This is a genomic window from Cytobacillus kochii (genome assembly GCF_044790165.1).
GTDB classification, from domain to species: domain Bacteria; phylum Bacillota; class Bacilli; order Bacillales; family Cytobacillaceae; genus Cytobacillus; species Cytobacillus kochii.
The window spans coordinates 2,459,303-2,479,112 of the sequence record NZ_CP085254.1; the positions used below are offsets into that span (position 1 = coordinate 2,459,303).

Annotated in this window: 20 protein-coding genes; 5 read left to right on the top strand and 15 right to left on the bottom strand. The window is 35.8% G+C overall.

Going from position 1 to position 19,810, the window contains the following annotated elements; all coding sequences use genetic code 11:
* Positions 1 to 8: 8 nt before the first annotated feature.
* The 6 genes from LG276_RS12715 to LG276_RS12740 all read right to left on the bottom strand — a co-directional run bounded on the left by LG276_RS12715 (position 9) and on the right by LG276_RS12740 (position 8,547).
* The gene (locus tag LG276_RS12715) at positions 9 to 1,208 is read right to left on the bottom strand and encodes a DHH family phosphoesterase (RefSeq protein ID WP_306469994.1); all 1,200 of its coding nucleotides are present in this window, start codon (positions 1,206 to 1,208) and stop codon (positions 9 to 11) included.
* 74 nt (positions 1,209 to 1,282) lie between these two features.
* A complete protein-coding gene (locus LG276_RS12720; RefSeq protein WP_373370906.1) occupies positions 1,283 to 2,614 on the bottom strand; it encodes a YjiH family protein in 1,332 nt (443 codons plus the stop codon).
* A gap of 76 nt (positions 2,615 to 2,690) precedes the next feature.
* Entirely contained in the window at positions 2,691 to 3,989 is a 1,299-nt protein-coding gene (gene hutI / locus LG276_RS12725; protein ID WP_404292124.1) for an imidazolonepropionase, read from the bottom strand.
* Positions 3,990 to 4,011: 22 nt separating this feature from the next.
* On the bottom strand, positions 4,012 to 5,685 hold the full coding sequence (gene hutU, locus LG276_RS12730; protein ID WP_251161686.1) for a urocanate hydratase: 1,674 nt from the start codon (positions 5,683 to 5,685) through the stop codon (positions 4,012 to 4,014).
* Positions 5,686 to 6,108: 423 nt separating this feature from the next.
* Positions 6,109 to 7,062, bottom strand: coding sequence for a phosphoglycerate dehydrogenase (locus LG276_RS12735; RefSeq protein WP_251161687.1), 954 nt, complete (start codon positions 7,060 to 7,062; stop codon positions 6,109 to 6,111).
* A gap of 30 nt (positions 7,063 to 7,092) precedes the next feature.
* Complete coding sequence (locus tag LG276_RS12740; RefSeq protein ID WP_251161688.1) at positions 7,093 to 8,547, bottom strand: helix-turn-helix domain-containing protein; 1,455 nt, start codon at positions 8,545 to 8,547, stop codon at positions 7,093 to 7,095.
* Between the two features lie 136 nt (positions 8,548 to 8,683).
* On the opposite strand from LG276_RS12740, the gene LG276_RS12745 reads away from it, so the two are divergent.
* Entirely contained in the window at positions 8,684 to 9,133 is a 450-nt protein-coding gene (locus LG276_RS12745) for a cupredoxin domain-containing protein (RefSeq protein ID WP_251161689.1), read from the top strand.
* 488 nt (positions 9,134 to 9,621) lie between these two features.
* Here LG276_RS12745 and LG276_RS12750 read toward each other — a convergent pair whose 3' ends face one another.
* The gene (locus LG276_RS12750) at positions 9,622 to 10,134 is read right to left on the bottom strand and encodes a CAP domain-containing protein (RefSeq protein ID WP_251162013.1); all 513 of its coding nucleotides are present in this window, start codon (positions 10,132 to 10,134) and stop codon (positions 9,622 to 9,624) included.
* Positions 10,135 to 10,552: 418 nt separating this feature from the next.
* On the opposite strand from LG276_RS12750, the gene LG276_RS12755 reads away from it, so the two are divergent.
* Positions 10,553 to 11,152, top strand: coding sequence for an undecaprenyl-diphosphatase (locus LG276_RS12755; RefSeq protein ID WP_251161690.1), 600 nt, complete (start codon positions 10,553 to 10,555; stop codon positions 11,150 to 11,152).
* Between the two features lie 340 nt (positions 11,153 to 11,492).
* On the opposite strand, the gene nadE is transcribed toward LG276_RS12755, so the two are convergent.
* From nadE to LG276_RS12775, 4 genes are read right to left on the bottom strand one after another with little or no spacing between them, the layout of a single operon-like run.
* On the bottom strand, positions 11,493 to 12,314 hold the full coding sequence (gene nadE / locus LG276_RS12760) for an ammonia-dependent NAD(+) synthetase (protein WP_224936603.1): 822 nt from the start codon (positions 12,312 to 12,314) through the stop codon (positions 11,493 to 11,495).
* 17 nt (positions 12,315 to 12,331) lie between these two features.
* Positions 12,332 to 13,807, bottom strand: coding sequence for a nicotinate phosphoribosyltransferase (locus LG276_RS12765; protein WP_224936604.1), 1,476 nt, complete (start codon positions 13,805 to 13,807; stop codon positions 12,332 to 12,334).
* A 22-nt stretch (positions 13,808 to 13,829) separates the two neighbouring features.
* Positions 13,830 to 14,372 carry a cysteine hydrolase family protein gene (locus tag LG276_RS12770; protein WP_251161691.1) on the bottom strand — a complete coding sequence of 181 codons (543 nt, stop codon included), beginning with the start codon at positions 14,370 to 14,372 and terminating at the stop codon, positions 13,830 to 13,832.
* Positions 14,373 to 14,386: 14 nt separating this feature from the next.
* A complete protein-coding gene (locus LG276_RS12775) occupies positions 14,387 to 15,142 on the bottom strand; it encodes an NUDIX hydrolase (RefSeq protein ID WP_224936606.1) in 756 nt (251 codons plus the stop codon).
* 174 nt (positions 15,143 to 15,316) lie between these two features.
* Here LG276_RS12775 and LG276_RS12780 point away from each other — a divergent pair, with 174 nt between their 5' ends.
* Together LG276_RS12780 and LG276_RS12785 are read left to right on the top strand one after the other, a co-directional pair.
* The gene (locus LG276_RS12780) at positions 15,317 to 15,790 is read left to right on the top strand and encodes a DinB family protein (RefSeq protein WP_251161692.1); all 474 of its coding nucleotides are present in this window, start codon (positions 15,317 to 15,319) and stop codon (positions 15,788 to 15,790) included.
* A 95-nt stretch (positions 15,791 to 15,885) separates the two neighbouring features.
* On the top strand, positions 15,886 to 16,476 hold the full coding sequence (locus LG276_RS12785; protein WP_224936608.1) for a biotin transporter BioY: 591 nt from the start codon (positions 15,886 to 15,888) through the stop codon (positions 16,474 to 16,476).
* A gap of 328 nt (positions 16,477 to 16,804) precedes the next feature.
* Here LG276_RS12785 and LG276_RS12790 read toward each other — a convergent pair whose 3' ends face one another.
* The 3 genes from LG276_RS12790 to crcB all read right to left on the bottom strand — a co-directional run bounded on the left by LG276_RS12790 (position 16,805) and on the right by crcB (position 18,564).
* Positions 16,805 to 17,734, bottom strand: a complete 930-nt coding sequence (locus tag LG276_RS12790; RefSeq protein ID WP_224936609.1) for a lysylphosphatidylglycerol synthase domain-containing protein — start codon at positions 17,732 to 17,734, stop codon at positions 16,805 to 16,807.
* Positions 17,735 to 17,837: 103 nt separating this feature from the next.
* Positions 17,838 to 18,188 (bottom strand): CrcB family protein, encoded by a 351-nt coding sequence (locus tag LG276_RS12795; protein ID WP_224936610.1) that lies wholly within the window; start codon positions 18,186 to 18,188, stop codon positions 17,838 to 17,840.
* Positions 18,181 to 18,564 (bottom strand): fluoride efflux transporter CrcB, encoded by a 384-nt coding sequence (gene crcB, locus LG276_RS12800; protein ID WP_224936611.1) that lies wholly within the window; start codon positions 18,562 to 18,564, stop codon positions 18,181 to 18,183. Before crcB ends, LG276_RS12795 begins: the two co-directional genes overlap by 8 nt.
* 95 nt (positions 18,565 to 18,659) lie before the next feature.
* Here crcB and LG276_RS12805 point away from each other — a divergent pair, with 95 nt between their 5' ends.
* The gene (locus LG276_RS12805) at positions 18,660 to 19,202 is read left to right on the top strand and encodes a YhcN/YlaJ family sporulation lipoprotein (protein ID WP_224936612.1); all 543 of its coding nucleotides are present in this window, start codon (positions 18,660 to 18,662) and stop codon (positions 19,200 to 19,202) included.
* 298 nt (positions 19,203 to 19,500) lie between these two features.
* Here LG276_RS12805 and LG276_RS12810 read toward each other — a convergent pair whose 3' ends face one another.
* Entirely contained in the window at positions 19,501 to 19,704 is a 204-nt protein-coding gene (locus tag LG276_RS12810) for a DUF6501 family protein (protein ID WP_095373136.1), read from the bottom strand.
* Between the last annotated feature and the right edge of the window lie 106 nt (positions 19,705 to 19,810).

The window sequence follows — 19,810 nt, forward strand, 5'->3', positions numbered from 1 at the left end:
GTTATGACTTACTTATTCTTTTTCATATAATTATCGTATACATCATCTTTCGCTAACCAAGCAAAATCAGCTATCTTAATTGCATTCACTGCCGATTGGAAATCTTTAAATACTGTCGCATTTTCTTGATGATTCTTTTCTATTTTCCACTGCTCTTGTTTTTGGTAGATACGATAAATGTCACCAGAGCGTCCTTCATAAATCGTACCATGACTATTTTCTTTTTGGTTGAATTTATTTTTAGGTGCATCAATTTTTAATGATTCTTCTGTGAATAATTCTACAACAAATTTTCTAAACGCCTCTTCATTCATCGTACAGCCTGATGCTTTTGCATGACCACCCCCACCGTACGTGCCTGCAACAGCCGAAACATCAATGTGATCGTGAATCGTTCTGAAGCTGACTTTGCGACCACCCGTATTAAGAATTGCAATATAATCTAAATGAGGGTATTCTTTTCCCAGCTCATTGCCTAGTTCGGAATGATAAGATTCCGCATGAACAACACCAACAATATGCTTATCAATCGACGCTTGGATAAGTTCTCTTTTTTTACGCTTAATATAGCGTTCAATTTTAGCTTCTTCCATTGATAATAATTTCGCTTCAAGCTCATCAAATTCAAAGTCATCTGCGGTTTTTAATCTTTGCAGTATCATTTCTTCAAATTCTTCTATAGAAAACATATAAAATAAATCATTCAACTGCTTCGCTTTTACATTATTATTTTCGTCCCATTCCCAAGTATCATATTGTCGAACCAATTCAATGAATTGTTCAATAGACCTTTTTGGAGATAGTTTTTTTTGCTCAACAAAATACTCATATAATAATGATGTAGCACAAGTTTGTCTACCATCATCATATTGTACTGTTACTGTAGCCCATTCATATTCATTAAAGTGTAGGGCCGTTTTATGATGATCAATTAGTTGTGCCTGACCACCCTGTTTGACAAAATCATCGACCCTTTTCGTATTATCCTCATTGATCGATAAGTCTGTTAAGTAAAGCTTGGTATCTTTATGGTCCTTTTCAGAAAAAAACTTCTCGACTTTATAGTCTAAGCCTCCGACAGAATTATAATAAACTTGCCCTTCTTCTCCTAATGCTAGCTTGATTATAATACCACAACCAACACCATCTAAGTCGTTATGAGAATATAATTTATACATTACTTCACCCGCTGTTCTAGAATATTTCAATATGTATGCTCTCCCAAAAGAGTTAGTACTATTATATATGAAAAGAACCCTGCATGAAACCGCAGGGCATTAAATTAAAACAGAAGGTATGCAATTGGTGTGACAAGAATAAGAGCAAGCACTGTTCGTTCAAACCAAATAATCACCATTTGCCTTATGGTAATAGGAATATCAGTTGATAAAATGCAAGGAACTAAAGCCGAAAAGAAAATAATCCCGCTAACAGATACAACCCCAATAATAAATTTTGTCATCAAAGCGGCTTCTGTCACTACCATAGAAGGTAAGAACATTTCAACAATCCCAACCGATGTCGCTTTTGCTGTTAGCATTGCTTCTGGTAATCCCAATATAGCTGTAAATGGATAAAATAAATATGCAAGCCAATCAAAAACTGGCGTGTATTCGACTAATACCAAGCCAATAAGCCCAATAGACATAATTGAAGGCAGAATGGACATCGTCATTAATACACCATCTTTTAAATTTTGTTTCACATTTTCAACTATTGATGGTGCTGAAGCAGCAGCTTTCATTGCTTCTTTCCACGCAGTTTTTAGCAGAGGTTTGTCATATGCATCTTTCTCTCTCTTCACACCTTGATAATACTCATTTGACATGTTTCTAATTGGCCAAATTCTTACCGTAATTGCTGTTACTGCAAATGTAATTATGAAGGAAGTCCAAAAATAAACCGACCATATAGACATTAAGTCTAACGCTTTAGCCACGACAATCATAAAAGTAACAGAAACAGTGGAAAACCCAGTCACTATAATTGCTGCTTCTTTCATTGAGTACTTACCTTCTTTAAAAATACGATTAGTAATTAAAATACCGACAGAATAACTACCGACAAAAGAGGCTACTGCATCAATCGCAGACCGTCCAGGTGTTTGGAAAATCGGTCTCATAACTGGTTTCATCATCACTCCGATAAATTCAAGCAGACCATAGCCTACTAATAAAGCTAAGAAGACCGAACCAATAGGAACTAATAAACCGACAGGCGTAACAAGACTATTAAATAAAAAAGGACCCATATTTGGATCAAATATGAATGTGGGACCCAAGTTAAAATAAACCATAAAAGCAATGACTACACCCAAAAGTTTTAAGAAGGAAAATACTGTTGTCACAATCGTTTCTTTCCAATTACCTTTTATAAAAGGATATAAGCCTCCTATCAGGATAATCAATAGCAAATAATAAGGAACAACATTACCTAGAAGGTGGCGCAACCCACTCACAATATGATCGATCATGATGGAAGATTGCCCATTCAATGTTATCGGAATAAAAAACATAAATATACCAATCATACTGTAAATGAAAAACTTCCATACATGACTATTGGCGTTTTTCATTTGAGATTTGGTTTTTGGATTACTCAGTTCCGTTTCCATATTTCCTCACACCCTATCTTCCTTTAAATGTTATTTTATAAAAAGAGACTGGCACATACCAATCTCTCCCTTACTATTAGTGACTTTTTAGCTTAGTTGTTACTAGGGCACCATTGTCAATGACTATTCTTCCAGCTTTAATTACCGTATGCGTATGGTTCATTCCATATAAATATTGAGTTTGCATATAATTAGGTACATCAAGTATAAGAATATCTGCCTTTTTTCCTTCTTCCAGACTGCCAACCTCATGACCCTTCCCAATTGCATGGGCAGCATTGATTGTTGCCGCGTAAATCGCTTCAGCAGGCGTTAAGCCCATATGCATACAAGCGAGATTCATCATAAAAGGTAATGAAGTTGTTGGCGAGGAACCAGGATTACAATCTGTAGACAAGGCAACTGCTACTCCTTCATCAATCATTTTACGACCATTTGCTGCTGCTTCCATTAAGAAAAAGGCTGTACCAGGAAGAAGAACAGCGATGACACCTGCTTCCGCCATTTTTTTAATCCCTTCATCTGATGCTTTCAATAAATGGTCAGCTGATATGGCACCTACTGCTGCTGCTAATTCTGCTCCACCATACGGTTCAATTTCATCTGCATGAATTTTTGGTATTAATCCAAGATTTTTACCCGCTAACAATAACCTCTTCGATTGCTCAGGAGTAAACACTCCGCGTTCACAAAATACATCGTTAAAAACAGCTAACTCTTCCTCTACCACAAGAGGGAGCATCTCATCGATAATTAGATCAATAAAAACATCTGGCCGCTCCTTGTATTCAGCAGGTATGGCATGTGCGCCCATAAAGGTGCTGACAATATCGATTGCATGAAGGTGATTGAGTTCTTTAGCTACAAACAATTGCTTATATTCAGTTTCCCAGTCAAGGCCGTAGCCACTTTTTGCTTCAATCGTTGTTACACCGTGTATTAAAAAGCGATCTAACCGTTTTATACTCTCCTCTTTTAATTCATCTATAGTTGCTGCTCTCGTTTTAGTTGTGGTGGCATGAATGCCACCTCCGTTGTTCATGATGTCCATATAGGTGGCACCATTTAACCTCATATTAAACTCTTCTTCACGGCTCCCTGCATAAACTAAATGTGTATGTGGGTCCACTAATCCAGGCATGACCACTTTACCACTCGCATCAATTATTTCTGCTAAATTTATCTCCTGCTGAAATTGGCTGAGCAATTCATCTGTTTCACCGATGGCGACTATTAGTTCATCTTTCATTAGTATCGCACCATCATTAATGACGTGTAATTGATTCATCGCTGCTTTGACTGCTGGTTGTTGTGAATGACCCTTTAATGTAAGTAGTTCATTCGCATGCTTTATAAACAAATAAGTTGAGCTCATTACCTTACCTCTCCTCTATCGATTATTTTTCGGTATTTCTCTTCAACATTGGTATTTGAATGCCTTTATCTATGGCGGTTTGTTTCGCCAGATCATAACCAGCATCAGCATGCCGAACTACACCCATACCAGGATCTGTTGTAAGCACTCGCTGTAATCTCTTCTCCGCTTGTTCCGTTCCATCAGCAACAATCACCATGCCAGCGTGTAAGGAATAGCCCATGCCGACTCCACCGCCGTGATGTACTGACACCCAACTAGCACCACCAACACTATTAATTAAAGCATTTAAAATTGGCCAATCTGCTACTGCATCACTGCCGTCCTTCATGGCCTCTGTTTCCCTATTAGGTGAGGCAACAGAGCCTGAGTCAAGATGATCTCGCCCAATTACGATTGGTGCTTTTAATTCACCAGATGCAACCATATCATTAATTATTTTGCCAAACCTTGCTCTTTCACCATAACCTAACCAACATATTCTTGAAGGTAACCCTTGAAATTGAATTTTTTCTCTAGCCATTTTAATCCAGTTACATAAATGCTTATTATCTGCAAACTCTCTTAAGATGACTTCATCTGTTTTATAAATATCCTCTGGATCTCCCGATAGTGCTACCCATCTAAAAGGGCCTTTCCCCTCACAAAATTGTGGACGAATATAAGCAGGTACGAATCCTGGGAAGGCAAAAGCATTTTCCACACCATCATCATGCGCGACTTGACGAATATTGTTACCGTAATCAAATGTAATCGCACCTTTATTCTGCATTTCAAGCATAGCAGTCACATGAATGGCAATTGACTTCTTAGCTTGTTGAACATACTCTTGTGGATTTTCAATTCTTAACTTCGCTGCTTCTTCCATTGAATAAGAAAGAGGAATATAGCCATTTAACGGATCATGCGCGGATGTTTGATCTGTTAATATATCTGGAATGAAACCGACGTCCAACATTTTGGGGAGGATTTCAGCTGCATTTCCAAGCAAGCCAATTGACAGTGACTTTCCCTCTGCTTTTGCTTCCTGTGCAAGCACAATCGCTTCTTTCATATCGTAAACTTTTTTATCCAAATATCTTGTTTCTAATCTTCGGTCTATTCTTGTCTCATCTTTATCTATTGCAATACAAACACCCCCAGCCATTGTCACTGCTAATGGCTGCGCCCCGCCCATACCGCCAAGGCCCGATGTAAGTGTAATCGTTTGCTTTAAAGAACCATTAAAATGTTGCTTTGCCAATTCTGAAAATGTTTCATACGTTCCTTGCACAATTCCTTGGCTGCCAATATATATCCAACTACCTGCAGTCATTTGGCCGTACATTATTAAACCTTTTTTGTCTAGTTCATGAAAGTGATCCCAATTGGCCCATGCAGGAACAATGTTAGAATTGGCAATTAATACTTTGGGTGCATCCTCATGTGTTTTAAAAACCGCAACAGGTTTCCCTGATTGCACAAGCAAGGTTTCATCATTTTCAAGCTGGTGAAGAGTTTCCATCAAACTATCGTAGCTCTCCCAATTTCTTGCCGCTTTACCAATCCCGCCATATACAATTAATTCATCAGGCTTTTCTGCGACTTCTTTATTTAAATTATTTCTTAACATACGAATAGCAGCCTCTTGAATCCAACCTTTTGCATGAAGTTCACTACCTGTATAATTAATAATTTCTCTCTTCACTTTTTCCATTATTATCCCTCCAACTCATTCATAAGTTTATTTTAACTTAGAATTTTCAGAATAAACGGTCTATTAATATTGGATTATTTATATTTTTTTGTGATTTGTTACTTTGATTTATATAGTTATTTATTCATTTATTTGATTTATATAAAAATATAAAGAATATATAACTAAACCGTTTAAATTCTACTGCTCTATTTTTATTCTCCTCTTTATAAACAAGATAATTCTTGCAAGGTCTGAACCCATTCCTTTTCTTTCACGTTAGAATTGCCTAATTAAAGTTGATTCTGCTCTCTTCATGCCAGACTCGACAATATGTATAATGAGACTTTCCATGGAGTGAATAAACGGCCAAAACAAAAAAATCCAAACAATCATTCTAGGTTTTAAGGAAAAATTGAATGATTGTTCAGATTGAGTTTTTGTTTATGATTTCGAGACGAGATGTTCTAGCTGTTCGTCATTAATAAATCGCTGTATATTTTTTAGCGTCAGCTGGTTAATTCTTTGGACTGCTTCAAAAGTAGCCCCACCTATATGAGGAGTTGCTATCACATTTGCTTGTTTTGACAACTCCGTAATAGAAGGCTCTTTTTCAAAAACATCTAATGCAGCACCTTTAATCACATGGTTTTTTAATGCTGCAAGCAGGTCCACTTCATTGACTAATCCGCCGCGTGAGATATTAATAAGAAACGCACTCGGCTTCATTTTTGCTAACGTTTTTTCATTTATTAGATGGCGATTTTTCTCAGATAACGACGTAGAGAGAATAATGTAATCGGCAGTTGATAGTAAATCGTCAAGTTCAGTAAAGGTAACGTTCAGCTCTTTCGCTTTTTCCTCGTTTCGGTAATGGCCGAAAGCAATGACTGACATATCAAAACCACTTGCTCTTTTAGCAATTGCTTGTCCGATTGCACCGAAACCAATAATGCCCAACTTTTTCCCGTACACTTCGTTACCCATAGAAAGCTGCCATTTACCAGTTTTCATCTCTTGATCTTTTTGCGCAATTTGTCTTGAAATTGACAATAATAACGAAAAGCCAAGATCTGCTGCGGAATGTGCATTTTCCCCCGGTGCATTTGTAACAACAATCCCTTTTTTCTCAGCATAGCTCACATCGATGTTATCGTACCCTGCTCCGAATTTAATAATGTACTTTAAATTGGGGGCATGGTCAATGACTTCTTGATCAATTTTCACAATAGCAACGACGATGATATCAACCTCTTCGACTTCTTTTAATAATTGTGATTTTGTAAGTCCACTATCACTATGAACGAACTTCACTTCAGCATTTAACTGCTTCGCTTCTTCTATGATTGTCGGATATTCCTCGATAAAGGGATCTCTAATTAAATATAAAACTTTCATTTTTCATCTTCACCTTTATGTTCATTTTTGTTAGTACGTACGACTGGTGTTTGCACGAAAAGTACTTGGAGAGCACTTCATGTTTTGATTAAAGACTTTATTAAAATATTGTTGATTACGATAACCACATTCTTTCGCAATTATTTTAATAGGAAGATTTGTTTCCGTCAATTGCTGGGTGGCTTTTTTTATACGACGCATCGTAACGATTTCTCTAAAAGATTGCTTATAATACTTCGTTAATAAGGAGCTAATATAGCTTGTATTACGATTAAATTTGGCAGCAATCATATCTAAGCTTATCTCTTTCTCATGATAATGTTCTTCTAGATAATGATATATTTGCTTGGCTAACTTCTCGGACTTCGAGTCTATTTGCATGTCTGTATCTATTAAACTAGCTATCAGCTTGATCATTTCTTCTATTACTCGATAGATAAGTGGTGAGTATAGAATCGTTTGGAATAATGCTTGATATTTTTCTTCCTTTTCTTTATCAATTAAATGCCTTGAAATCATGTATCTCCTAATTTGTGCCAAAATACTCGTTAACCTAATTCTAATAATAGCTGGATCAGGGTAAGGCGAAGTTAGACTTAAAAATTGCTCATACAGCCATGTTTTGATTGCTTTTATATTCCCCCGCCGTAAATAATCAATCCAAAACTCCTGCTCTTTTGGTGTTAAAAAAGGGTCAATACTCACCCATTCGTTTGCTGACCATGGAATAAGCTTATTTAGACCAGTGTAAAAAGAAAGCTCCATTCGTTGCTTAATCTTACCGTATTGTGATTGCAGTAAACCTGTATCATTTGTATTTCCTTCGGCTAAAATAATCGCTTCATTTGATTCTTTTTCCCATCCACGAATAAAGGTATGGCATTTTCTTAAAAGATCTTGGTCATTCTCCTCGACAAGGCATAAAATCATCTCAGGTAAAAGAAATACTTTTTTGACATTTGCCCATGAATGACCCATTACATATGTATATAACTTAAATATTCCATTTGGATGAATAGTTCTCATTCCTATGACCTTTACATGATGAGCTTGATCTTTTTGCAGTAAGGTTCGTTCTTCAGTATTGTCTTCTGCTATTTGCGCATGGTTCAGGCTTTTGCTATGCATACGATAAAGCACCTGCAGTGATCGAAGCACATCCTCAGGAGACACAGGTTTTACTAATAAATCACTCACTCCTATTTCAATGGCTTTCTTTGCTTGATCAAAAGTAGCTTCAATGGTGATGGCTAAAATTTTTATGTTTAAGATAGGCACAAGCTGTTTTATTTTCTTATATCCCACTGAATCGAACATTTCCATTTCCAACAATAAGAGATCCGGACTTTGTTTTTCCATGGTTGTGAATACTTCATTTGTAGATGATCTTATTTCAATTTGCCAAGTAGGATATACGGTTTTAATTAACCATTTTAATCCCTCTGCATCGATGTTATCTCGATCAGCAATCAAAATTTTATACATTCCATCATCTCCTTTTTATTATGTTAGCTTAAAATGCAAAAGTAAACAATTTTGAAAAAAAAGATAAAAATGAGACAAGTTCTGATGTTCAACCTGCATACATATGAAGTACAACCTAATAATGAGGAGAGATAGAATGAAGTTTCTAATTATTACAAAGCAAACGATAATCACTGTTTTATTATTAATTGCCCTTATTGCATCTGCTTCGGTATGGCTTATATCAAAAAATGGAAGTTTAGCGGTGTTTGGGGATACGACAGAAACAACAAGAGAGATTGAAATGGTAACAACAGAATATAAAACAACAATGGAAAATGGAGAAGAAATGGAAGTCTATCGCTGGGATCCAGGAACTGTATTTTTAGAGGTCGGAGAAAAGGTTAATTTAAACATACTAGGTGTGATGGGTAAGGAACATTCCTTTTATGTAGAGGGAACTGATATTAAAGGCGTGGTTCAAAAAGGAGAAGAAACTAAAGTACCTCTCCAATTTGACGAAAAAGGTACCTATCAACTCATCTGCCATAACCATTCTCAAGAGGAAGATCACGGAAAAATGATAGCTTACATTGTTGTACAATGATTATAGTTGTCTCTAAGAATGTTGAATATAGAAAATAGCCACTGAATAATGACGCGAACAAATTGAACATACTTTTGATTTGTTCGTGTTTCTATTATAATCTCCTTTAGGCATCCCCCCATTTTATTCCACAGTACATCGTTTGGAAAAATAAAAAATGATAAACAACGACTCTATTTTCTTATAATTAAATTTTCGGGAGGGACAAAGGTGTCTAAAGATATGGTTTTTCTTTTTGGTGCGATCGTATCTATGATTGGGTTTCTGTCTCCAGCGAGACTATAAAGCCTACAAAAGGGATACACAGCCTTTATTATATTTATCAGTATTCTTTTTTCAAGAATTTATGCGATAATCAATTCAATACTGTAAACGACTCGTTAAAGAGCGCTAAAACATAGCCTAAAAAAACACAATTAGGTAATCGCAATAGGCTTCATAAAAAAACTGCCGTAACTTGTACGACAGTAGAATTCCCTTCTATATTATTATTTTGAAATAAACATTTGTGTCCAATAGTGACCGTAAGAACCGCCTGTAACATAGCCAACACCAATCTCAGTGAACTGACTCGATAAGATATTCTTACGGTGTCCATCGCTATTCATCCATGCTGTTACAACAGCTTGTGCACTTGTTTGGCCAGCTGCAATGTTTTCCCCTGCTGCATGGTATGTTAGACCAAAATCTTTTATCATTTGAAAAGGTGTGCCATATGTAGGAGATTGATGACTAAAGTAACGATGATCGATCATGTCTTGAGATTTAAAGCGTGCCACTCGCGCGAGCTCCCAATTTTCTTTTAATGGTTTTAAGCCCACTTTAGCGCGCTCTTCGTTTACAAGCTGAACGACTTGAGATTCCATTGATAATGTCGCTTGAGCAGTGGATGGAATTTGAACTGTTTGACCAGGGTAAATGAGGTTAGGATTACCAATTTGTTTATTAGCTTGAATAATCTCCTGCACCCCTACTTGATACTTCACCGCTATTTTCCACATTGTATCTCCGGATTGCACTGTATGTACGGTTTGAGCACTTGCTATATTTTTTATTCCAAAGACAAGAGTAACAGTTAACAAAAATAAGGATAAGTATTTAGTTGTTTTTTTCATATTCATATTAAACCAAAACCTATTAAACTATTATAGCGGTAATTGTTGCCTACATTGGGTAAAAGAAGCTTAGATAGTATATGAAAGGTAATGCTGGAAAAATCATTACCTATAAATTTGAAATTAATTACTTTTTTACGCCCTTAAAAATTTTATTGAACAATGGTGTAGGGAATTTGCCTTTGTTCTCGTCTATTCTTATGATAATGTAAGTTACTTGATAGAATCAGATGACAGCAATAGGAAAAATGATTATAATGGAGTAATGACATTAGAAACTGATAGAATAGAAAGGTATTGAGAGATGAACGAAATCAATATTAGTTTATTTAGAGGAATAAATGACCTAGGCTTTGAATATCCAGATTTGAACCCAATAATTGTTTTTATTGCCGAATATACCGTGATATTATTAGCCTTCATTACTTTGATGTATTGGTTTACACGTAAAACAAAACATCGTTATATGGTGATGACGGCAGGATTCACATTTATTTTAGCTGAAATTATTGGTAAGTTCGTTGTTAGCAAACTTCACTTTAACTACCAACCTTTTGTTGAATTGGATAATGTCAATCAGCTTATAGATAAAGCGGCAAATAATTCTTTTCCAAGTGATCATACGATATTATTCTTTTCATTTTGTATCGTCTTTTGGTTATTTAATAAGAAAAATGTATTGTGGCCCATTCTTGCTGTATTAGTAGGGATTTCACGAATATGGGTTGGTGTTCATTATCCATTTGATGTGATAACAGGGGCACTCATTGCCATCATTTGTGCGATTATCATGTATAACCTTATAGGTAGAATGCAATTGTTCACGACACTTTTAGAAGTATACGAAAAAATAGAAGAAAAAGTATGGCCAAGAAAAAATAAAGGTAGACATTTAAATCGATAGAAGCGGGATGGATCTTTTTTAGATCCATTCTTTTTTTTCCTTTCTGTTAATGAATAAAAATAAGGGGCGATTATGTAGCATTTGCTCAATTATTTAGCGAAAATGCACAATGAATCGGTGAAAACGACTTGTACTCTGTATTCATTCAGGTTTTCTATTTGAAGTCCGTTTTGGCTCGACTTTTACCTTCGTTTTATCTTCGTGATATGTTAACACTGTCTACTTATTTAGTTGTTTATTAGCTTTTAATTCAGTAGATTGGTTAACCCCCCTAATCATGTTGGTTAATTATACTTACCTGTAAAAAAACAGACTGCCAACTAGCAGTCTGCCTACAACATTATTTCCACCAATCGTCATGCATAGATGCTGGCATTTGTCTTTTATGTTCCGTTATAATATACCTTTGCTCAATTTTCTTGGCAGCTTCCGCACTGACTTCTTTTCCTTCTAAATAGTCATCAAGCTCATCATAAGTAATTCCTAGTTCTGTCTCATCAGCTTGTCCTGGTGTTTGATCAAGTAAATCTGCTGTCGGTACCTTCATATAGATGCTCTCTTCTGCACCTAGTTCTTTTAATAGAGCTTTACCTTGTCGCTTAGATAATCCTGCTAGTGGCAATAAGTCTGCTCCTCCATCACCGTACTTTGTATAAAATCCTGTAACTGCTTCTGCAGCGTGGTCCGTACCAATTACTAAAAGACCCATTTCTCCACCGAAAATATATTGCGCAATCATACGTGTTCTTGCTTTCACATTTCCTTTATGGAAATCTTTTAGCTCAGCAATATCGGCCACTTCATTATATACTTTTTGAATCTCATCGACTGGTGATTTCACATTATAAACATATGTTTCATCCGGTTGAATAAATTGCAATGCTTTTTGTGCGTCATCTTCATCATGCTGTTCTCCGTATGGTAATCGAATCGCCACGAACTTGGCTTCATATCCTTCCGCCCGTAATTCTTCTACTGCTATCTGTGCTAATCGTCCGGCTAGTGAAGAATCTTGACCACCACTTATACCCAATACAAATCCTTTTGCACGCGCCTGCTTGACATAATTTTTTAAAAAATTGATTCGTTCAATGATCTCTTCTTTTGGATCAATCAATGATTTGACATTTAAAGCAGCGCGAATCTTATCTTGTATGGACATTATCACTCATCCTTTCATCAAGCTTTAGCATTTAGGCTATCTTTAATTTTTTTCTTTATTGAATCAATCAGTTCTATTTTGTTATTCCAGCAATTTGGACTTAAATCTACAGGATATTCTTCCGGATTTAATGACCTTCTATACTCATGCCATAATAGAGATAGGTTTTCTTTCACGTATCCTTGTATCTCTTGAAGACTAGGCTTTTCATAAACTAATTGTCCATCCGTAAAAATGTCCTGATGTAAGTCTTTCGCTTCGAAATTGGTGACAAACTTACTAATATAGGTGTGGACAGGGTGGAACATTTTTAAACGTTCTTCTTCTTTAGGGTTTTCACTCTCAAGAGCGATATAATCACCCTCTGATTTGTGATTTTCCCTATTTATTATTCGATAAACACGTTTCAAACCTGGCGTTGTTACTTTTTCTGGATTCCCACTAATTTTAATTGTATCTTCCATTTCCCCTGCTTCATTTTCTATAGATACCATTTTATACACAGCACCCAGTGCAGGTTGGTCATAACCTGTAATCAACTTTGTCCCAATACCCCAAGAATCAATTTTGGCACCTTGTGCTTTAAGATTCATAATTGTATATTCATCTAAATCGTTAGAAGCAACAATTTTTGTGTGAGTAAATCCAGCTTCATCTAACATTTTTCTAGCTTCTTTAGATAAATAAGCTAAGTCCCCACTATCAATTCGAATACCGACAAAATTAATACGATCTCCTAACTCTTTTGCTACCTTAATAGCCGTTGGTACACCAGAACGAAGCGTATCATATGTATCAACAAGGAAAGTACAATCTTTATGTGTTTGTGCATATTTATGGAAAGCGATATATTCATTTTTATATGCTTGTACAAGTGAGTGAGCATGTGTCCCAGCTACTGGGATATTAAACATTTTACCAGCACGCGTATTTGACGTAGCCCCAAACCCGCCAATTACAGCTGCTCTTGCTCCCCAAACACCGGCATCCATTTCTTGGGCTCTACGGGAACCGAACTCCATTGCCACACCATCATCTAACACTTCCATAATCCGTGCAGCTTTCGTAGCAATTAATGTTTGAAAGTTGATGATATTTAATAATGCTGTTTCTATTAATTGCGCTTGAGCAAGCGGTGCTTCAATTCGTACAATTGGTTCGTTGGCAAAAACCAGCTCTCCTTCAATCATTGAACGAATATTACCTGTAAAACGCAAATCCGCTAAATAAGCAAGAAACGCTTCTGGATAGTGTAATTCATCTCGCAAATAGGCAATATCACTCTTAGAAAATTCGAACCCTTGCAGGTAATCAATGATGCGCTCAAGACCAGCGAACACGCCATAGCCATTCCCAAAAGGGAGTTTCCTAAAATAAATATCAAAAACCGCTTTTCTATCATGGATACCATCTTGCCAATAGGTTTGTGCCATATTAATTTGATATAAGTCTGTGTGTAATGCCATGCTGTCATCTGGATATGGCTTGTTCATACTATTTTATACCCCTTTTTCGTTATTTAACTATTGCATTCAGAGAACCACTAAAATGTTCGAGTGCCCATTTATGACCTATTTTGTTAAAACTTGCTGTGGCTCTTTCATAGACAACCATTGAAAACCCTTTGTTATAGGCATCTACAGCAGTGTGTAACACACATATATCTGTACAAACGCCAACTAAATGCAATTCGTTAATGTTTCGTTCTCTTAATAAAAGTTCTAAATTCGTCCCGCAGAACGCACTGTACCTTGTTTTATCTAACCATTTTACATGCTCTAAACCCTTATTTTCCTCATAAACTTGTTTTAAATTACCATATAGCTCTCTACCCACTGTGCCGTTTATATTATGAGGCGGGTATAGCCTTGTTTCAGGATGAAAATGATCATTTTCTTCATGTCTATCGATAGCCAAGATCGTTAAATCACCATTTTTGATAAAATCAGCGGTTATTCTTACCATTTCATCTTCAATAGCAATTGCCGGTTCTCCACAAGGTAATGCTCCGTTAACAAAATCATTGGTATAATCGATATTAATCAAAGCCCTTGCCACTAGTATCTCCCCCGTTATCTTTCTTGGTATCGACCTGTATATATAGGTTTCACTACTTCGACTTCATTAAACCTATATAATTGCGTTGCTTTTTTTGACGTTCTTTGCGTGGTTTTACCCTCAACCTTTTCTATAAAAGGGAGTGATTTAATTTTTCTAGCAAATGCTTGCTCATTTAGTATAGCGGGATCTTTTGTAACTGTTGATAATACGGCTTGTAATTCTGAATATGTAAATTCATCTTGTAATAAATTTTTTGCGGCTGTTGTTTGTAACAGCTCTTTTTTTATTACGCTCAGTGCATCACAAATAATCTGTCGGTGATCAAATGCAAGTTCTAATTGCAGGACATCATGAATATTCACTAATTTAACTGCAGATGCGTCATCGTTTGCATTCATTTCCCTTAAGTCATCCTCAGAGATAATTGCATAATGTGCGTTAGATATAATCCACCCTCTATTATCTCGACCGGGTTCATCGTATATACCAAAATGCTTCATATGCACACAATCAATCCCAGTTTCCTCTTTTAATTCCCTAACAGCTGCTTGTAAGGCATTTTCATGAACGCCAACAAAGCCACCTGGCAGCGCCCATTTCCCTCCCTCTGTATTTAACTCCCCTTCTGCATTCCACTTAGCTCTTTCAATTAACAAAAGGTTTAAGCTCATATCGGGTGGAGTAAATGGTTTAGATTCTTCTGTTACGATGGTAAAAACAGCAATATCTGCTGTATAGCCATCTGGTGTTCGATATTTTTTAGTCATAAGGTAATTGCCCCACCACCATGAATTAATTAACAACTTGATAATTGTTAATTATATTTTACCCTACTTTAAAGAAACTTCAACTCTAATGATTCATTTGAATGCAGGAGTTTTCTTTTTTCCTAAAGAATATATGAGAGGAGGAATAATACTTTTTTTGAAAGGAAAGAAAACATGATTGAAAATGTCTCGAATCACATACAAACAGTACGTTTATTAACAATCCAATCACTTGAGAAAATAAATCCAGCATTCATTTCGACTGTACCAAAAGGATTTAATAATAATATTCACTGGAATTTCGGTCATATCGCTTATATACAGGAGAGACTTGTATTTGAACTAACAGGAGAGCGAATGGGGATTGGAAGTGAGTATGAAACATTTTTTGCTGCAGGTACTGCACCACATCTTTGGCAAGGCAATCCGCCATCTATTTTAGAAATCAAAGATGTATTACAGGAACAGACGGAGAGAGTCATTTCCGTTGCCAAAAACAAATTTACTAAAACATTGCCCACTCCATTCACCAATAAAATGGGGATTACTTTTCAAACGGTTGGCGAATGTATCCTTTTTTCTACCTTTCATGAAGGGATGCATTTAGAAACAATTAAAAGAATATATAAAAGCACGAAAAATAAGTAAACCACAAACAAAACATAGTTGACATAAAAAACCCGCCAAATTATAATGTAAACTATATTATACATAAGGTTAACATTATAAATGAGGTGAAAGATTTGACGAAAGAACAATTACGATTAAGGTCGCTCCTTACGACAGCATTATTCGCAGCTATTATTGGGATTATGGCACAATTAATTATCCCATTGCCACTTGTCCCAATTACTGGACAAACATTAGCCATTGGATTAGCAGCCGTCATTTTAGGATCGAAATATGGCACTTTTTCCGTCCTCTTATATTTAGCCCTAGGTTGTGCTGGCGTGCCCGTTTTTGCAGAGTTTTCTGCAGGTTTCTCAGTTATTGTCGGACCGACTGGTGGCTATTTAATTAGCTATATACCAGTAGTATGGATTATGGCTAAATACCTTGAGAAAACAAAATTCACATTTGCACATGCGCTTACAGCAAATATTATAGGTATGTTTATTACGTTAATTATTGGAACGGCGTGGTTAAAGTGGATGGCTGACTTAAGTTGGACCGCAGCCTTTCTGTCAGGGTTCGCTCCATTTATTATCGGTGGTTTTATTAAAGCGTTGATGGCAGCATGGATTGGATTGCTAGTTAGAAAACGACTCATTAGTGCTCGATTACTTTTTACGAATCAATTATCAACGAAGGCAGTCGATAAAAGCGCCTCTTAATGATATATTCTTTTTTAAAAGTGAACGAATGCGCATACATCTAAATGGTGTGCGCATTTCACTTTTCAATATTATATTCTTACATTCCTTCTATTATATATACATTGGATTTGAGTACCGAAATTGGTCTTCGTCCATTTCACACTCCTAAGCTTACTTCTTTCTCTTTGATATTTTTCTATCTCCATAATCACATCTATCCATATGATTGATTAAGACCGCCCGATTTAAGCCCTCTGATCTCTAGTCTAGCCAACTTCTTATATTTGCCCTCATACCAGTATGCATGCAGTTTAAATTGAAATAGTCGATTTTTTTTATTACTTCCTTAGCTGAAAAAATTTTTTGTTTTTAAATGTCCACATAGAGTAGTCAAAACAACCGGTGTACCAACTACCGCAGGAATAAAGTAATAGCTAAGGCGATAAAACATTAATACCATAAATGTTAATTCTGCTGGTATTCCGTGAGATTCAAAACCGATTAGAATAACTAAATCAAACGAACCAATTCCCCCAGGTAACATACTTATTATGCCAGCACAAGCAGCTACAATGACAATTGGGAAAACAGAAAATAAAGAAAAATTGACACCGACTATATTTAAAATACCCCAAATACAAATAACGACAAAGATCCATTCAAAAACAGAGATCATTAATAGTTCCGTTATAAACTCCCTCTTGATAGGCAAACTTTGCAGTTTTCGTTTAATAAAATAGACAAAAAGCAGTAGAGGGGTATAAAGCGCCACAATCCAAATAGCAAGATGAGCTAATCTCAATTCTGAGAAAAGTTCAGATCCATTAAATAACACAATCCAAGACAAGATGGATAAACCACAAAGATAAAATAATGACAGTTTAGCGATTACCTTAATATATGGGATATTATTGTCTAAGTAGGGGCGGTAATAAACCGTTCTTAATGTTGCGCCGGCTACTCCGCCAAACCCAATTAAGTTTGAGTAAGCATTTGCAGATAACGAATACCCTAACAGTTTTTGCATCGGAATTTTGACCTGTAGTAATCGATTTAAAATAACATCATAAAAAAACATTGGAGACAAACAAATTAACCCTAGAATAATAATGAAAAAAATTCGCCAAAATGAAAGCTCATCCAAATAATGCTCAAGTAAAGCCCAGTTGAAATCTTTAAAGAATTTATTTGCTTCCATTATTACAATGAGCAAAATAATACATGGCATAACATATTTTATTACTTGAATTAATTTTTGATTAGAAAAAATTGACACGATGATTCACCTTATTCACTACTTTTACAACCATTTTCATTCCCCTTTTGTTTCGATCCTATTAAATATGTATTCAATACTTGTCCATAAATGAACAACCGATTTATGGAAACATTATTAAGCCTAACATGAAAAGGGCTATACCGCCTATATAAGTGACAAAAAAATATATAAATGCCATCTTTTGTTTCTTCACAATTAATTCCACCATCTCCAACTGAACAGATGAAAAAGTTGTAAACGCCCCCAAAAGACCCACTACAAGTAAAGCTGATACATTTTCCCAATGTAGAAAATGAACAACCACACCCATTAAGAAACAACCAAGTAAATTAACGATCACCGTTCCATAGGGAAAGAGTGAGTTGGTTTTGCTATTGATCAACGTTGATAAGGAGAAACGGGCTATTGCACCAAAAAATCCACCTATCATCACATAAAGTATTTCACTCATTTGTTCCCCTCACCTCTTTACGTTTACCATAAACAACACCAAGATAGGCCATCACTAAACCTAGTGCGATATTAAATAAGATATATATAAAAGCTTGAATGATAAATCCATTTTCAACTAATAAAACGGTATCCGCACTAACAGTCGATAATGTGGTAAATGAGCCAATTACCCCTACAGTGATTGCTTGTTTAAGATTAGGATCAATAGGCAATGTGATGGACGATAAATAACCGAGAATAAAGGCACCAAACACATTGATTATTAAAATATCTAAAGGAAACGCACTCTGCCAAAACCGTCCGATGACAATTGTGATAGCAAACCGCATGCTTGCGCCTATCATCCCGCCAATTCCAATATATAGATACTTCATCCTTGACCTCCTTGCTCCAAAAAAATTGTTTATGCATACTCTCGATAAAATGAGCCAAGCTAACAGTGTAAGAAAAAAAGAAAGGGTGTTAAAAGATGAAAGGTACAATCATTGCTGTTGCTCTTTCAAGTTCTCTACTATTAACAGCTTGTGGCATGAATAATGGACAAGATACGAACGACACTGCTTATAGAGCACCAGATATGCATGACCCCGCTAAAGTTGGATATGAAAGAAATGGTGACAATGATAGACCAAGTATTGACAACAATATTCATACTCGTAATGTCGATTATGATGGGACACAACATTCAATGAGGTTTGCCGATAAAACAGCAGATAATATTACACAAATGGACGAAGTTAAAAGAGCAAGGGTTTTACTTACTGACGACAATGCCTATGTGGCAGCAACCTTAGCAAATGGTAATGAATTTACACAAGATCTAGAAAAGAAAATTGCTGATCAAGTAAAATCATCTGACCAGAACATTGATGATGTCTATGTATCAGTAAACCCTGATTTCTACAACCGTATGGACACATATGCAAAAGATGTTCGCAATGGAAAACCAATTGAAGGCTTCTTCGATGAATTTAGTGAAACAGTGAAACGAATGTTTCCTAATCATGAATAATGGTCAATCTGTGGTCTGGTAGGGAAATATCCCTATCAGTCCTATTTAATCCTGACTTCACTTGACTAAGCGATTATTGTATAAAAAATAAAAGTAAAGAAGTTAATTTATAACATTACAGATTTTGTAAGTGTTAATTATAACAATCATTTCCACTCGATGCTTTCCTCTATGATCCCAATATAAATCTCTTGCTCCAACCTGCATACATCCTCAAAGGTACATTTTACATATATTATGAACTTAGCTATCTTTTTGCACACGAAAAAGCTGTCAGTCAATCTGACAGCTTTTTGCCTTAAACTTCTTTAAAATAGTCTTTATAAAAACCACTAACTTTACCAGAGTTGTCAACGATGAAGAAAAACTCTTCTGTTTCATTTTTCACATCATAGATTTTTCCTTCAGTTAAAGCACGATTAACAATATATTTCGCTGCATTCGTATGTACACATTTTACCTTTTTTAACGTGTCACTTTCATGCCATGTTTGATGAATCATTTTTGCCACTCCTTATGTGTTCTCTTATACAGTGTAAAAAAATTAAATGTGTTCTGCAAGCTGTATAGTGATTTTTTTCTATTTGTGATGGTAAATACTCATTTGA